The following is a 16,011-nucleotide window of genomic DNA, read 5'->3' on the forward strand; positions in this document are numbered from 1 at the left end:
CTTGCGCGAGCGGGAGACGATGCAGCAAGCTCTACCCGCTGTGTCGGCGCCTATGCACTGAGTTGCACCGAGTTCCGCCGCGCGGAAGTTCCCGCGCGCGCAAGGGAGTTAGGGCCGTCGCCCTTCCTGGGCGTCAGTCGAGGTGCTTGCGCAGCTGCTTGGCGACGCTGCGGCCGACGTACTTGTGCAGATCCTTGATGATCTTGCCACGCTTGGGCTTCGCCTCGATGTTGCCGAGGACCGCGACGCCGTCGACGTGCACGACCGGCGCGTCCGGGTCCGTCGCGTCCAGCGTGTCCACCTCGAAGTTGCCGAGGACACCGCCGCCGCTGCCGTGGAGGGTCACGTTCTCGGGGACGCGGATCTCCACGTTGCCGAAGACGGAGACCGCCTTGATGTAGATCCGGCGGTGCTCGAAGATCGCCTCGCTGAGGTCGATCTCGATGTTCCCGAACACCGCGTACGCGTGCGTGCGCTGCCCCACGCGCCAGCGGCCCTTGCGGCCGGCCGCGCTGAACACCGCCACCAGGTTGTCGCTCGGCACGGCCGGGGCCACGCCGGGCGGCATCGCGCCGGGCGCCGGGCGGGTCGCTCCGGGGCGGGGCGTGTGGTCGCCGGGCAGGTCGCGTACGAGCGGCTCCAGGTCGCCGACCGTCTTGGCCCGGTAGACCCCGTCGATGCGCTCGGCGTGCTCGTCGGCGTCGAGCCGGCCCTCGGCGAGCGCCTCGCGCAGGATGTCCGCGATCCGGTCCCGGTCGGCGTCGGAGGCACGCAGCTCGGCCGGGTCCGCCGCGGGGGCGCTCTCTTGGGGGCGCTTGTGAAGGTCCACGACAGCAGATTACACAGACGCGATAGATCGCGACTAGGGGCCCGCGCGGCCGACTGAGCCTTACCTCACAGACTCGCCCGCGCTGTCAGGTTCTACGCTGGTTGGCGCTGCCAACGGATGCCAGCTGCTGTCTGTCAAGTGAGGAATGGGCGAGATGCCTGAGTTCGCGTACACCGATCTGCTCCCCCAGGGCGAGGACACCACCCCGTACCGCCTGGTCACCGCGGAGGGCGTCTCCACCGCAGAGGGGCCGGACGGCCGTACGTTCCTGAAGGTCGAGCCCGAGGCGCTGCGCAAGCTCGCCGAAGAGGCGATCCACGACATCCAGCACTACCTGCGCCCGGCCCACCTGGCGCAGCTGCGCCGCATCGTGGACGACCCGGAGGCCTCCGCCAACGACAAGTTCGTGGCGCTCGACCTGCTGAAGAACGCGAACATCGCGGCGGCCGGCGTGCTCCCGATGTGCCAGGACACCGGCACGGCGATCGTCATGGGCAAGCGCGGCCAGAACGTGCTGACCGAGGGCGAGGACGAGAAGTCCCTCTCCAAGGGCATCTACGACGCCTACCAGAACCTGAACCTGCGCTACTCCCAGATGGCCCCGCTGACCATGTGGGAGGAGAAGAACACCGGCTCCAACCTCCCCGCGCAGATCGAGCTGTACGCGACCGACGGCGGCGCCTACAAGTTCCTCTTCATGGCGAAGGGCGGCGGCTCGGCCAACAAGTCGTTCCTGTACCAGGAGACGAAGGCCGTCCTGAACGAGTCCTCCATGATGAAGTTCCTGGAGGAGAAGATCCGTTCGCTCGGTACGGCCGCGTGCCCGCCGTACCACCTGGCGATCGTGGTGGGCGGCACGTCCGCCGAGTACGCCCTGAAGACCGCCAAGTACGCCTCGGCGCACTACCTGGACGAGATCCCGGCCGAGGGCTCGGCGCTGGGTCACGGCTTCCGGGACAAGGAGCTGGAGGAGAAGGTCTTCGAGCTCACGCAGAAGATCGGCATCGGCGCGCAGTTCGGCGGCAAGTACTTCTGCCACGACGTGCGCGTGGTGCGGCTGCCGCGGCACGGCGCGTCCTGCCCGGTCGCGATCGCCGTGTCCTGCTCGGCGGACCGCCAGGCCGTCGCGAAGATCACCGCCGAGGGCGTCTTCCTGGAGCAGCTGGAGACGGACCCGGCGCGCTTCCTGCCGGAGACCACGGACGAGCACCTCGACGAGGCCTCCGACGTGGTGAAGATCGACCTGAACCAGCCGATGGACGCGATCCGCGCGGAGCTGACCAAGTACCCGGTCAAGACCCGCCTGTCGCTGAGCGGTTCGCTGGTCGTGGCCCGCGACATCGCGCACGCCAGGATCAAGGCGCGGCTCGACGCCGGCGAGGACATGCCGCAGTACATGAAGGACCACCCGGTGTACTACGCGGGCCCGGCGAAGACGCCCGAGGGGTACGCCTCCGGTTCCTTCGGCCCGACGACGGCCGGCCGGATGGACTCCTACGTGGAGCAGTTCCAGGCGGCGGGCGGTTCGATGGTGATGCTCGCCAAGGGCAACCGCTCGCAGCAGGTCACCGACGCGTGCGGCACGCACGGCGGCTTCTACCTCGGCTCCATCGGCGGCCCGGCGGCCCGTCTCGCCCAGGACTGCATCAAGAAGATCGAGGTCCTGGACAACGAGGAGGACGGCATGGAGGCCGTCTGGAAGATCGAGGTCGAGGACTTCCCGGCGTTCATCGTCGTGGACGACAAGGGCAACGACTTCTTCAAGGACCCGGCGCCGGAGCCGACGTTCACGCACATCCCGGTGCGCGGCCCCGGCCTGTAGGGCCCCGCGCGCAGGACACGGACGGCCCCGGTCACCTCTCGGTGAGCGGGGCCGTCCGCCTGTGCGGTGGGGGGTGGGGTCAGGCGGTGAACCGCTGGCTAGCCGAGCCGTCGCACTTCTGCAGGCGGATCTGCGACTTGGCGGCGGACTGGGTCAGGCACATGCCGGTCGCGGCGGCGGGGCGCAGGGTGTCGCCGTTGCGCACGAACTTCTGGTGCTGGCCGCCGTGGCAGTTCCAGACGATCATTCCGGCGCCGGCCGAGTAGGTGTCGTCGCCGGTGTCCAGGCAGCGGTCCTGGGTGAGGCCGGTGATGACGGTCTGGCGGGCCGAGTCGTACCACCAGGTCTGGTTACGGGTGCCGGCGCAGTCCCAGCCGAGGACGCGGGTGCCGTTGGAGCTGACGGAGCTGTCGACGTCCATGCAGTTGCCGGTGGCGGCGTTCTTGAGCGGCTTGTAGACGTCGTCCCAGGCGAGCGGGAACAGGGTGGGCTTGCCGGCCGAGTTGACGTCCGCGCAACTGGCCTCCTTCAGCCCGGAGTTGTAGAGCTGGGTGAGGCAGGAGGCGAAGGCCAGGTGGCCGCGGGCGTTGGGGTGGAAGGACTGGCGCAGCGAGTTCTCGTCCGGGGTGCCGGGCTTGGAGAGGTCGATGAACGCGCCGCGGGCCCAGGTGTCCTCCATGCAGACCTCGTGGCCCTGGAAGAGCCGCGAGTTGTCGAGGTAGGTGGCGCCGGTGTCCTGGGCGATCTTCCGCATGCCGCGCTCGAAGGCGGGGACGGCGACGTTGCGGCCCCACTTGGTGTCGGAGTCGTAGCCGAGGCCGCCGCAGGCGAGCTTGCCGGGGAAGCTGGGGTTGTCGTGGAAGTCGGGGCCGATCGGGCTCGGGTAGCCCATGACGACGAGCTTGTAGTCGCCGTCGGCGTAGCCCGCGTCGCGCATGGTGGTGCGCAGGTCGCGCACGGTCTGCTCGACCTTGGGCACGAGGGCGTCGACGCGGGACTGCCAGCCGGCCGCGTACTTGGACTCGCAGGGGCCCTGGGAGAGCAGGTAGCGCTGGACGCAGTCGGTCATGACGGGGCCGAACTGGAGGTCGTCGTTGGCGCCGGCGACGAGCAGCACCATCTTGACCTTGGTGTTGCGGGCCTTGACGGCGAGGTTGTCGCTCTGGACGAGCTCGTCGGCGTACTGCTTGCTGCCGCCGATGCGGATGTTCCCGGTGTAGGCGCCGGAGCAGGAGACGTTGTAGGTGACGTCCGCCGGGATGGTGGTCTTGTGGATGGCGGAGTCCGCCGAACGGTGGCACCAGTTGTCGGGGCCGTTGGTGGGCGATTCGTAGGTGCCGATGCCCTCGCCGGAGATCTCGCTGTCGCCGAGCGAGACGAGCGAGGTCTTGCGGTCGGCGAGCGGCCGTTCGGCCGGGTCCCCGTAGAGCTTGGTGGCCTCGGCGGCGCGGACCTGCTCGAGTTCGGGCGGGAGCGGTGTGCTCGCGGTGGCTGTGGCGGTCGCGTCCGGTGCCGCGCCCGCGGTGGGGGCCGCGAGCCCGAGCACGGCCGCCGCCACCGCGACAGCGGCGGCCGTACAGCGGATTCTGGGTCTGATGCGTTGCATGACGCCTCCCCGGCTTCGGTGTTACCCGAGGTATTTACTGGTGGGTAGGCGCCATGGGAATAGCCAGAACAAGACAACTGCTCAACTTTTAGAGAGCTGCACGGCGGGTTTCGCCGGTGTTTCGGAGGGTTTGTGGCGATGACGAACGACGACAGCGGGTACCGGATCGAGCACGACTCCATGGGCGAGGTGCGGGTGCCGGCCGACGCCAAGTGGCGGGCCCAGACCCAGCGCGCCGTGGAGAACTTCCCCGTCTCGGGGCAGCGCCTGGAGCGCGCCCACATCGAGGCGCTCGCCCGGATCAAGGCCGCCGCGGCGAAGGTCAACGCGGAGCTCGGGGTGCTCGACAAGGACGTGGCGCAGGCCATCGTGGACGCCGCCGCCGAGGTGGTCGAGGGCCGCTGGGACGACCAGTTCCCCGTCGACGTCTTCCAGACCGGCTCGGGCACCTCCTCCAACATGAACACGAACGAGGTCCTGGCCACCCTCGCCACCGAGCGCCTGGGCCGCGACGTCCACCCCAACGACCACGTCAACGCCTCGCAGTCGTCGAACGACGTGTTCCCCTCCTCCATCCACATCGCGGCGACCGCCGCCGTCACCCACGACCTGATCCCGGCGCTCCACCACCTCTCCGCGGCCCTGGAGCGCAAGGCCGCCGAGTTCGCCGACGTCGTCAAGGCGGGCCGCACCCACCTGATGGACGCCACGCCGGTGACCCTCGGCCAGGAGTTCGGCGGCTACGCGGCGCAGATCCGCTTCGGCGTGGAGCGGCTGCGCGCCTCGCTCCCCCGCCTGGCCGAACTCCCCCTGGGCGGCACCGCCGTGGGCACCGGGATCAACACGCCGCCCGGGTTCTCCGCCGCCGTCATCGCCGAGGTCGCCCGCACCACCGGGCTCCCCCTCACCGAGGCCCGCGACCACTTCGAGGCGCAGGGCGCGCGCGACGGCATCGTCGAGACCAGCGGACAGCTGCGCACCATCGCGATCGGCCTCACGAAGATCTCCAACGACCTGCGCTGGGCCGCGTCCGGGCCGCGCACGGGCCTGGCCGAGATCCAGCTCCCCGACCTCCAGCCGGGCTCCTCGATCATGCCGGGGAAGGTGAATCCGGTCATTCCCGAGGCGACCCTGATGGTCGCCGCGCAGGTGATCGGCAACGACGCGACGGTCGCCACGGCGGGCGCCGCCGGCAACTTCGAGCTGAACGTGATGCTGCCGGTCATCGCCAAGAACGTCCTGGAGTCGATCCGCCTCCTCGCGAACGTCTCCCGTCTCCTCGCCGACCGCACGGTCGACGGCATCACCGCCGACCGCGAACGGGCCCGCGAGTACGCCGAGTCCTCGCCGTCCGTGGTCACGCCGCTGAACAAGTACATCGGCTACGAGGAGGCCGCCAAGGTCGCCAAGAAGTCCCTCGCAGAGCGGCGGACGATCCGCGAGGTGGTCCTGGAGGGCGGCTACGTGGAGCGCGGGGACCTGACGGTCGAGCAGCTCGACGAGGCCCTCGACGTCCTGCGCATGACCCGCCCCTGACCGTGTGCCTCGCGGGGAGCCCGGCGGCGTGACGCGGTGACTCGATCGTGATGCGCACCGCAGCGCGTAATGGCCTGAGCCCCTAACATCTGGCCATGAACGACAACGACCGGACAGGTGGAGGGCGCTGGGCGCCCGGTGAGCAGATCCTGTGGCGCTATCGCGCCAACGGGGGCGACGGGTTCCACATCTGCCGTCCGGTCACGGTCGTCGAGGATTCGGCCGATCTGCTCGCGGTGTGGCTGGCGCCCGGCACCGAGTGCGTCAAGCCCGTGCTCGCCGACGGCACCCCGCTGCACCGCGAGCCGCTGGCCACCCGCTACACGAAGCCGCGCACGCTGCTGCGCGACCGCTGGCTGGGCACGGGCGTGCTCAAGCTGGCCCGGCCCGGCGAGCCCTGGTCGGTGTGGCTGTTCTGGGAGCGCGGCTGGTCCTTCCGCAACTGGTACGTGAACCTGGAGCAGCCCCGGACCCGCTGGTCGGGCGGGGTCGACTCCGAGGACCACTACCTGGACCTGTCGGTGTACCCGGACCGCAGCTGGCGCTGGCACGACGAGGACGAGTTCGCGCGGGCCCGCGAGGTCGGACTGATGAACGCGGCGCAGGCCGCCTCCGTACGGGAGGCGGGGCGCCGCGCGGTCCGGGTGATCGAGGCGTGGGGCCATCCGTTCCCGGACGGCTGGCCGGACTGGCGGCCCGATCCCGCGTGGCCGGTTCCGGCCCTGCCGGGCGACTGGGACCGTACGCCCGCGCACGTGTCCTCATGAGACCCTTGATGCGCCCCCAGGCAGTAAACGTAGGATCGTCCTCCGCAACAGCGCGGCGCAGCGCGGGAAGTGGCGGAGGAAGCATCACCGGCCGCAACTCTTCGCGTGTGCGGCAGGTCTGACACGATGTCGACGAGGTCATCGAGGGGCGGCGGGACCGTGAGTCAGAGCAGTGGAGCGTACGAGGGGTCCGGGGCGGGCGGCGCGGCCGACCGGTCGGACCAAGCCGCGGCCTTCGACGCGATCGGGGCGCGCTACGACGAGGCGTTCCCGCACAAGGACGGCCAACTGGCCTCGGTGGAGCGGCTCCTGGCCGCGCTCGCGCCCGGCGCCCGGGTGCTCGACGTGGGCTGCGGCACCGGGGTGCCCACGGCCCGGCAGCTCGTGGACGCGGGGCATCCGGTGGTCGGCGTCGACCTGTCGGCGGGCATGCTGGAGCTGGCCCGCAAGCACGTGCCGGAGGCCGAGTTCCGCCAGGCCGACCTGACGACGCTGGCCGCCGACGGGCCGGACGGGCTCGGGCGGTTCGACGCGGTCACCTGTTTCTTCACCCTGCTGATGCTGCCTCGCGCGGAGATCCCGGGCGCCCTGCGGCTGCTGCGCTCGCTGCTGCGGCCCGGGGGGCGGCTCGCGCTGTCCATGGTCGAGGCGGACCTGGACGACACGGAGATCCCGTTCCTGGGTTCCACGATCCGGGTTTCCGGGTACCTGCGGGACGAGCTGCACCGGACCGTGCGCGAAGCGGGCTTCGAGATCACCGGCGAGGAGACGTACGCGTACGCTCCCGCGAGCACCGACGCCCCACCCGAGCACCAGCTGTTCATCGACTGCCGGCGCACCGGCGAGTAGCACGGCGCGCAGCCCCGGACGGACGGATTCGACACGCGTGACGGAGCACTCAGCCTCTTACCCAGGCTCGCACGACGGCCCCCGCGGCCAGGCGGCCCGCCCGGCCGACCCCCGCGGGGCGCTGCGGCATGCCCCGCAGGCGTCCGCGGCCCCCGGCGGCTTACCGGAGCAGCCGCGCCGGGCCGCCGCGCCGTCCACCGCGGCCTCCTCCGCCGCGGCCTCCTCCTCGGCCGCCGCGGACGCCGAGCACTCGCAGCCCCGTACCCCCTCCCCGGAGCCGGTGCGTCCGGCCGGGCCGCCGGACGGCGGCGAGCGCCGCTCCGGCCAGCCGCGCCCGGCGGGCCAGCCGGTGGCGATGCGCCGGGACGGGGACCGGCTGCGGTTCGTGGGGGCCGCGACCCGGCGGATCGCCCGCGGCATCGACCTCGACGAGATCGTGATGGGGCTGTGCCGGGCGACCGTGCCGACGTTCTCCGACGCGATCCTCGTGTACCTGCGCGAGCCGCTGCCCGTCGGCGACGAGCGGCCCACGGGCCCGATGGTGCTGCGGCTGCGCCGCACCGACCGGATCCCGGACGCGGACGACACCGACACGGACTCGGACAGTGGGAGCGGTACCCTTCCGGCCGCGCTGCCGCAGCCCGAACTGGCGGCGGGCAGCGCGGAGTTGTGCGAGGTCCGCACCGGTGGCGCGCTCGCGGAGGTGCTGCGCGGGGTGCGACCGGTGTTCGCGGACTCCCCCGCGGCGATCGCCGCGCTGCCCGAACTGCTCGGCGACTGCCGGTCGTTGCCGACCGGCCGCCGGGCGATCCTGGCACCGCTGCGGGGGCGGCGCCGGGTGATCGGTGCCGCCGTGTTCCTGCGCCGCCCGGACCGGATCCCGTTCGACGCGGACGACCTCCTCGTCGCGGGCCAGCTGGCGACGCACAGCGCGCTGGGCATCGACAAGGCGGTCCTGTACGGGCGCGAGGCGTACATCGCGGACGAGCTGCAGCGCACGATGCTGCCCGAGACGCTGCCGCGGCCCACGGGCGTGCGGCTGGCCTCGCGGTATCTGCCGGCGGCGGAGACGGCGCGGGTCGGCGGCGACTGGTACGACGCGATCCCGCTGCCGGGCAGCCGGGTCGCGCTGGTCGTCGGCGACGTCATGGGACACTCCATGACCTCGGCGGCGATCATGGGCCAGCTGCGGACGACGGCGCAGACGCTGGCCGGCCTCGACCTGCCGCCGCAGGAGGTGCTCCACCACCTCGACGAGCAGGCGCAGCGGCTCGGCACGGACCGCATGGCGACCTGCATGTACGCGGTCTACGACCCGGTCTCGCACCGCATCACGATCGCCAACGCGGGCCATCCGCCGCCGGTGCTGCTGCACCTGGGCGGGCGGGCCGAGGTGCTGCGGGTGCCGCCGGGCGCGCCCATCGGGGTCGGCGGGGTCGACTTCGAGGCCGTCGAGCTGGACGCGCCGGCCGGGGCGACGCTGCTCCTGTACACGGACGGGCTCGTCGAATCACGGCTGCGGGACGTCTGGACGGGCATAGAGCAGCTGCGTGAACGGCTCGCGGCGACCGCGCAGTTGACGGGGCCGGACCATCCGCCGCCGCTGGAGGCGCTGTGCGACGAGGTCCTCGACATGCTCGGCCCGGGCGACCGGGACGACGACATCGCGCTGCTCGCGGCGCGGTTCGACGGGATCGCGCCCAGCGATGTCGCGTACTGGTTCCTGGAGCCGGAGGACGCGGCGCCGTCGCGGGCGCGGCGGCTCGCGCGCTCGGCGCTGGCCCGCTGGGGTCTGGAGGAACTCACCGACTCCGTCGAGCTGTTGGTGAGCGAGGTCGTGACGAACGCGGTGCGGTACGCCTCGCGGCCGGTGACGCTGCGGTTGTTGCGGACCGATGTGCTGCGGTGCGAGGTGGGCGATGACGTGCCGCAGTTGCCGCGGCTGCGGCAGGCTCGGGCCACGGACGAGGGTGGGCGGGGTCTGTATCTCGTCAATCGGCTGGCGCGGCGCTGGGGGGCGACTCGGTTGTCGACGGGCAAGGTGGTGTGGTTCGAGCTCTCCTTGCCGGGGGCGGCGGGTTCAGCGCCGTAGCTTCGTCGCGGGGTCGCCAGGTGCCGGTCTCGTCGTGGCTGGTCGCGCAGTTCCCCGCGCCCCTGGAAGGCATGCGGCTTCGCCGCGCCTTCCCCAGATGAAAGGCACCCCGCACCTTTCTCGGGGAAATGCGACCCGAAGGGTCTGCATTTCAGGGGCGCGGGGAACTGCGCGACCAGCCCCCACGCACCCGCACTCGGCTGCGGTCACAAGCCCACCGGGACATAGCCCCGGGCCCGGCCATGGTCGTCCAGGAGGCGGCCCATGCGCTTGGCCGTGCGCAGCGTGACCGTGCGGTCCTCGATGCGCAGGCGCGGGAAGCGGTCGTCGAGCAGGGACTCCAGCCCCGCCATCCCGTCGAGGTCCCGCAGCCAGACGGAGAAGAGCAGGTTGCAGGACCCGGTGACGGACGTGCAGAGCCGCATCTGCGGGAGCCGGGCGAGCGCGGCCCCGGTCGAGTCCAGCTCCCCGTGCGGCACCCGCGCCCGGTACGTGGCGAGCGCGGGCCACCCGGCGAGCTGCTGGGCCAGATCGCAGCGCAGCAGGATCTCCCGGTCCCGCAGCTCGCGGGCGAGCCGCCGCCGCACCGTGGACTCGCTGATCCCGACCCGCTCGGCGAGTTCGGCGTACCCCGCGCGTCCGTTCGCGCCGAGGGCGAGCAGCAGTTTCAGGTCGACGTCGTCGCGGGGCAGGAACGCGCAGGGCGTCGTGGAGCCGGTCATCGCACCGGCGGCGCCGTGCGCGGTGAGCCGGGCGCGGCCCGCCGGTTCCAGGGCGCGCACCTTCCAGTTGCTGCCCTCCTGGTAGAGCCGCATGCTCAGCCGGGTCCGGGTGCCGCGCACGCCGGGCAGCCGGCCGATGTCCTCGGTGACGCGGCGGCCGAGCGCGGGCAGGTCGGGGGCGGCGACGGACAGGAAGAGGTCGTAGTCGCCGACGACGAGTTCGGCGCTGAACACCCAGGGCAGGGCGACGAGCCGGGCCGCGAGCTCCTCGACGCGGCGGGGGCGGCAGGTGACCTCGACGTAGGCGACGGTGGTGGTGGCCGGTCCGGCGTAGGCGGTGACCCAGGCGAGGCCCTCACGTTCGAGGCGGGCCCAGCGGCGGGCGGCGGTGGTGGCGTCGATGCCGACGGCGGGGCCGACGCGGGACCAGGGGGCGCGCGGGTCGGTCTGGAGGGCGTCGATCAGGGCGAGGTCGGCCTCCTCGAAGGCGACCGCAGGGGTGGCGGATTCCTGCGAGGCGTGCGGCAGGCTGCCGGTTTCCTGCATTCTCGGGCCCCTTTCGCGCGGCGGCCGGATTCTGTCCCCACTTCCGAGCCGCTCCCCCCACACCAGCACGCCCACTCTAGAAGGAGTGCCTGTGGCCCCACCGTCGCACGACCCCGGAAACGCCCCCGGCAACGTCCCCGGGAAAGTCCCCGGCAAGGAGCGCCTCGACCGAGGCGCGAAGATCACCGTCGCCCTGCTGTTCAGCGCCTGGCTGATCGACTACGTCGACCGGCTCGTCATCAATCTGGCGCTGCCCTCGATCGGTGACGAGTTCGACCTGAGCCGCACCCAGCAGGGCGTGGCCGTCTCCGTCTTCTTCGTGGCGTACGCGCTGTGCCAGATCCCGGGCGGGATGCTCGCCGACCGGTTCGGCGCGAAGCGGGTCACGTGCTGGGCGCTGCTGATCTGGTCCGTGTTCACAGCGCTGACCGGCCTGGCGGGTTCGTTCGCGATCCTGCTCGTGGTGCGGTTCCTGTTCGGGGTGGCCGAGGGGATCTTCCCTGGTGCCTCGATGAAGGCGGTCAGCGAGCGCACGACGCCGGGCCAGCGGATGAGCGCCAACGGTCTGGTGCAGTCGTCCAACGCGGTGGCCGCCGTGGTCGCCCCGCTGGTCGCGGCGCCGCTGATCGCCCACTTCGGCTGGCGCTCGGCCTTCTTCAGCGTCGCCGCCGTCGGTGTGTTCGTGTACGCGGCGGTGCGGCTGTGGCTGCCGGAGCCGCAGGACGCGGGCGTGCGGTCGGCGGCCCCGGCGGGCGGCACTCGTACGATCGTGCGCTCCGGCACGATGTGGGCCTTCGCCGGGATGTTCTTCGGGTACGACATCATCGTGTGGGGCCTGAACACGTGGGTGCCGTCGTACCTGAGCGAGGAGCGCGGGCTCGCGCTGACCTCGGCCGGGGCGCTGGCCGTGCTGCCGGCGGGCGTGGCGACCGTCGCCGTGATCGTCGGCGGGCGGCTCGCGGACCGCTTCGCGGGGCATCAGCGCAAGGTCGTGGTGCCCGCGATGGCCGTGTCGTCGATCGCGCTGCTGCTGATGGCTACGGCCTCGGGCACGGCCGCGTTCGTGGCGTGGATGACCGTGGCGATCGGCGCCGCGTCCCTGTCGTACATGCCGGTGTTCGCGGTGCCGCTGCGCAGTCTGCCGCCCGCCCTGACCGGGGCGGCGGCCGGGCTGATCACGTTCGGCGGGCAGCTCGGCGGGGTCGTCGCGCCGACCGCGATGGGGCTGCTCGCGGACGCCGCCGGGTTCACCGCCGCGTTCGGCTTCCTGGTGCTCGGTGCCGTCCTCGCGGCGGTGCTGTCCGTGTTCACCCCGCAGGACTCCCTCTCCTTCCGCCGGGCGCTGCGGCTGCCTGAGCCGGCGCCCTCACCCCTTCCCGTAGCAGCAGAAAGCGAGCAGGCATGACCACCGAGAGCACCACCGAGAGCTCCTCCCCCTTCACCGGCGGCCTCGACGCGCACCTTCCCGGGCTGCGCGCGCTCTACGAGGACCTGCACGCCCATCCCGAGCTGTCGTTGCAGGAGACGCGGACAGCGGGGATCGTCGCGGCGCGGCTGCGGGCGCAGGGCGGCTGGGAGGTGACCGAGGGCGTCGGCGGCACCGGTGTCGTCGGGGTGCTCCGCAACGGGGACGGCCCGGTCGTGCTGCTGCGCGCGGACATGGACGGGCTGCCGGTCCTGGAGGCGACCGGGCTGCCGTACGCGTCGGTGGCGCGGGCCACGGACCGGGACGGGAACGACGTGCCGGTGATGCACGCGTGCGGGCACGACATGCACGTGACGTGTCTGCTGGGGGCGGCGGCGCAGCTCGTCGCGCACCGGGACGCGTGGCGCGGCACGGCCCTCGCCGTGTTCCAGCCGGCGGAGGAGACGGGCGAGGGTGCGCGGGACATGCTCGCGGACGGGTTCGCGGAGCGTTTCCCGCGGCCCGAGGTGTGTCTGGGCCAGCACGTGGGTCCGTTCCCGACGGGGATCGCGGTGACGCGGTCGGGGGCGGTGATGGCGGCGTCGGACAGTTTCCGGGTGCGGCTGTTCGGGCGGGGCGGGCACGGGTCGACGCCGGAGTCGACGGTGGACCCGGTGGTGATGGCGGCGGCGCTGGTGCTGCGGCTGCAGACGGTGGTGTCGCGCGAGGTGGGTGCCTCGCAGGCGGCGGTCGTGACGGTGGGCGCGCTGCACGCCGGCACGAAGGAGAACATCATTCCGGACGAGGCCGAGCTGAAGCTGAACATCCGGTCGGTGGACGAGTCGGTGCGGGAGCGGGTGCTCGCGGCGGTGCGCCGGATCGTCAAGGCGGAGGCGGAGGCTTCGGGGGCGCCGAAGGAGCCGGAGATCACCTCGCTGGGCACGTTCCCGGTCACGGTGAACTCGGCGGAGGCGACCGAGGTGACGGTCGGGGCGCTGCGCGGGGCGCTCGGCGAGCAGGCGGTCGTCACGCTGCCGCATCCGCTCAACGGCAGCGAGGACTTCGGCCTGTTCGGGGACGCTCTCGGGGTGCCGTCGGTGTTCTGGCACTTCGGCGGGGCGGCACCGGAGGCGTTCGCCGGGGTGGACCTCGACGCGGTGGCGACGCGCGGGCTGCCCGCGGAGATCCCGGTGAACCACTCGCCGCTCTACGCTCCGCTGCCGGAGCCGACGATCGAGCTGGGGGTGCGGTCGCTGCTCGGGGCGGCGGGGGCGTGGCTGGGCCGCGCGGAGTGAGCCGGACCTGACGCGGGGGCTCCCGGAACCGAAGGGTTCCGGGCGCCCCCGTGTGTGGCGCTAGTTGTCGGGCTGTGTGCCGTTCCAGCCGCCCGTGTCTCCGCCGTCGCCGCCCGGGTCCTCCGGGATGCCGATGGTCGGGGTGCCGCCGCCCGGATCGGTGGGCGGCTCGGCCGTGTCGGTCGGTTGGTCCGTCGGCGGCTCGGTCGTCGGCTCGTCCGTCGGGGTCGACGGGCTGGTCGGCGGCTCGGTGGTCGGCTCGTCGCTCGGCGTCTCGGGCGCCGTCGGCTCGTCGCTCGGGGTGACCGGGGCCTGGGTGGTGGGCTCGACGCCCGCGCCCATGTCGGTGTCCAGGTCGAAGCGCTCGCCGGAGCCCGCGGTGTTGAAGGTGTACTGGGCCCAGATGCGGGCCGGGAAGCTGCCACCGTTGACGCGGCCGCCGCCGGCCGCGCCGGACAGCGAGACCTGGGCGCCCTGGGTGACCTTCACCGGGTCGTCGCTGCCGCACCGGGCGGTGCCGGCCTTGGCCGCCTCGCCGAACATGCCGACGGAGGTGACGAGGTCCGGGGTGTAGCCGGTGAACCAGGCCGAGCGGTTGCAGTCGGACGTACCGGTCTTGCCGGCGACCTGCTGGCCGTCGCGGCCCGGGTTGTCGCGGACGGAGGCGCGGGCCGTACCGTCGTCGACCACGCCGGTGAGCACCGAGGTGACGGAGTCGGCGGCGGCCCGGCTGATGACCTGCTCGCCGGACTGCTCCGGCAGGTCGAGCTTCTGGCCGGCCAGGGACACCGACTTCACGAGCTGCGGGGTGACCAGCTTGCCGTGGTTGTCGAGGGTCGCGTAGACGCCGGCCATCTCCAGGGGGCTGGCGCCCATGGTGCCGAGGGTCTGGGCGTAGTACGGCTTGAGGTCGCCGCCCTCCATGCCGAGCTTCTTGGCGGTGTCCATGACCTGGTCCATGCCGACGTCGGCGCCCATCTGCGCGAAGACGGAGTTGATGGACTTGTTCATCGCGGTCTGGACGGTGACGTCGTCGTAGTCGACGTCGTCCTCGTTCGGCGGGGCGAAGCCGACTTCGCTGCCGCCTTCGACGACGGGGCGCTTGCTCGTGCCGTCGTAGACCGTGCTGGCCCGGATCGACTGGCCGTCCTGCGTCTTCGCGTTGTTCTCCAGCGCGGCGGCGAGGATGAGCGGCTTGAAGGTCGAGGCGGGCTGGTAGTCGGTGCGCGTCGCGTTGTTGCGCCAGTGCTTGTCGATGCCCTCGCCGCCGTACATGGCGAGGACCTTGCCGGTCTTCGGGTCGACGGAGACGGCGCCCGCCTGCACGTTGGCGTCGGTCTTGCGGCGCTTGGGGTCGAGCTGGTCGGTCAGCTGCTGCTTGACGGCCTTCTCGAGCTGCTTCTGCTTCTTGCGGTCGATGTTGAGCGTGATCGTGTAGCCGTGGGCGTCGAACTGGTCCTCGGTGAGGTCCAGTTCCTTCATGACCTCGGCCTTGGCGGCCTGGTAGAGGTAGCCCTCCTGGCCCTGCAGGCCCGCGGCCGGCTTGGGGTCCTTGGGCTTGGGGAAGGTCATGCCGGCGCGCTCGGACGCGCTGAGCCAGTGCATCTCGACCATGTTGTCGAGGACGTAGTTCCAGCGCTGCTTGACGAGCTTCTTGCCGGTGTCGGAGGCGATCGCCCAGTCGTACTGGTTCGGCGCCTGGAGCAGCGCGGCGAGGTAGGCGCCCTGCTCGACCTTGAGGTCGGAGGCGTCGACGCCGTAGTAGGCCTGGGCGGCGGTCTGGATGCCCCAGGCGCCGCGGCCGTAGAAGCTGGTGTTGATGTAGCCCGCGAGGATGTCGTCCTTGGACTTCTTGCGGTCCACCTTCAGCGAGATGACCAGTTCCTTCAGCTTGCGCGAGACGGTCTGGTCCTGGGTCAGGTAGTAGTTCTTCACGTACTGCTGGGTGATCGTCGAGCCACCCTGCTTGCCCTTGCCGGTGACCGTGTTGAGGACGCCGCGGGCGGTGCCCTTCAGGTCGATGCCCTGGTCCTTGTAGAACGTCTTGTTCTCGGCGGCCACGAAGGTGTGCTGGACGCCCTTGGGGACCTCGGACAGCTTGACGATCTCGCGGTTGACCTCGCCCACGCGGGCCATGGTCGAGCCGTCGCTGTACTTGTACACGTTGCTCTGCAGATCGGCTTCCGGGTTGCCCTCGGGTATGTCGATCACCATGTAGAGCACCACGAAGGCGCCCATGCACAGGAGCACGAACCCGAAGAAGGCCCCCAGCAGCTTCTTCCACGTGAAGAAGCGGCGTATGCCCGAAGGCCGCGCCGCGGCCTTGCGCGCGTTCCTCGCATCCGCTCGGCCCATGACCTCGTCGCTCCGCTTCTCGTCCGTCAACATTCCTGATTCGTTCGGAATCAGCTCATGAAGCTAACACCGCCACTTAAGGCAAAACCGTGCCCTTCCGGTCATTTCCGGACGTGACAATCAGCACCTACCCCATGGGAACCGACGATCCAGACGAGCGGATGGTTGCCGTGGCCGTTAAAATGAT

Annotated in this window: 11 protein-coding genes; 7 read left to right on the plus strand and 4 right to left on the minus strand. The window is 71.7% G+C overall.

Annotation, left to right across the window (positions count from 1 at the left end):
• Positions 1–133: 133 nt before the first annotated feature.
• On the minus strand, positions 134–829 hold the full coding sequence (locus IAG42_RS12515) for a DUF1707 SHOCT-like domain-containing protein (protein ID WP_188337102.1): 696 nt from the start codon (positions 827–829) through the stop codon (positions 134–136).
• Between the two features lie 154 nt (positions 830–983).
• Here IAG42_RS12515 and IAG42_RS12520 point away from each other — a divergent pair, with 154 nt between their 5' ends.
• The gene (locus tag IAG42_RS12520; RefSeq protein ID WP_188337103.1) at positions 984–2,651 is read left to right on the plus strand and encodes a fumarate hydratase; all 1,668 of its coding nucleotides are present in this window, start codon (positions 984–986) and stop codon (positions 2,649–2,651) included.
• Between the two features lie 79 nt (positions 2,652–2,730).
• Here the strand turns inward: IAG42_RS12520 and IAG42_RS12525 are convergent, their stop codons facing one another.
• Positions 2,731–4,257, minus strand: a complete 1,527-nt coding sequence (locus IAG42_RS12525) for a ricin-type beta-trefoil lectin domain protein (protein WP_188337104.1) — start codon at positions 4,255–4,257, stop codon at positions 2,731–2,733.
• Positions 4,258–4,395: 138 nt separating this feature from the next.
• Between IAG42_RS12525 and IAG42_RS12530 the strand changes: the two genes are divergently transcribed.
• The 4 genes from IAG42_RS12530 to IAG42_RS12545 all read left to right on the plus strand — a co-directional run bounded on the left by IAG42_RS12530 (position 4,396) and on the right by IAG42_RS12545 (position 9,501).
• A complete protein-coding gene (locus IAG42_RS12530) occupies positions 4,396–5,793 on the plus strand; it encodes a class II fumarate hydratase (RefSeq protein ID WP_188337105.1) in 1,398 nt (465 codons plus the stop codon).
• 95 nt (positions 5,794–5,888) lie between these two features.
• Positions 5,889–6,560: a cytidylyl-2-hydroxypropylphosphonate hydrolase gene (fomD, locus tag IAG42_RS12535; RefSeq protein WP_188337106.1), complete on the plus strand. Its 672-nt coding sequence runs from the start codon at positions 5,889–5,891 to the stop codon at positions 6,558–6,560.
• A gap of 126 nt (positions 6,561–6,686) precedes the next feature.
• Positions 6,687–7,409: a class I SAM-dependent DNA methyltransferase gene (locus IAG42_RS12540; protein ID WP_188337107.1), complete on the plus strand. Its 723-nt coding sequence runs from the start codon at positions 6,687–6,689 to the stop codon at positions 7,407–7,409.
• Between the two features lie 37 nt (positions 7,410–7,446).
• Entirely contained in the window at positions 7,447–9,501 is a 2,055-nt protein-coding gene (locus IAG42_RS12545; protein WP_188337108.1) for an ATP-binding SpoIIE family protein phosphatase, read from the plus strand.
• A 206-nt stretch (positions 9,502–9,707) separates the two neighbouring features.
• On the opposite strand, the gene IAG42_RS12550 is transcribed toward IAG42_RS12545, so the two are convergent.
• The gene (locus IAG42_RS12550; RefSeq protein WP_188337109.1) at positions 9,708–10,769 is read right to left on the minus strand and encodes an Lrp/AsnC family transcriptional regulator; all 1,062 of its coding nucleotides are present in this window, start codon (positions 10,767–10,769) and stop codon (positions 9,708–9,710) included.
• A gap of 91 nt (positions 10,770–10,860) precedes the next feature.
• Here IAG42_RS12550 and IAG42_RS12555 point away from each other — a divergent pair, with 91 nt between their 5' ends.
• Both IAG42_RS12555 and IAG42_RS12560 read left to right on the plus strand, forming a co-directional pair.
• The gene (locus IAG42_RS12555; protein WP_188337110.1) at positions 10,861–12,174 is read left to right on the plus strand and encodes an MFS transporter; all 1,314 of its coding nucleotides are present in this window, start codon (positions 10,861–10,863) and stop codon (positions 12,172–12,174) included.
• The gene (locus IAG42_RS12560; protein WP_188337111.1) at positions 12,171–13,469 is read left to right on the plus strand and encodes an amidohydrolase; all 1,299 of its coding nucleotides are present in this window, start codon (positions 12,171–12,173) and stop codon (positions 13,467–13,469) included. Before IAG42_RS12555 ends, IAG42_RS12560 begins: the two co-directional genes overlap by 4 nt.
• A gap of 60 nt (positions 13,470–13,529) precedes the next feature.
• Here the strand turns inward: IAG42_RS12560 and IAG42_RS12565 are convergent, their stop codons facing one another.
• Positions 13,530–15,824: a transglycosylase domain-containing protein gene (locus IAG42_RS12565; RefSeq protein ID WP_188341335.1), complete on the minus strand. Its 2,295-nt coding sequence runs from the start codon at positions 15,822–15,824 to the stop codon at positions 13,530–13,532.
• Between the last annotated feature and the right edge of the window lie 187 nt (positions 15,825–16,011).

It is taken from the genome of Streptomyces xanthii (genome assembly GCF_014621695.1).
GTDB classification, from domain to species: Bacteria; Actinomycetota; Actinomycetes; order Streptomycetales; family Streptomycetaceae; genus Streptomyces; species Streptomyces xanthii.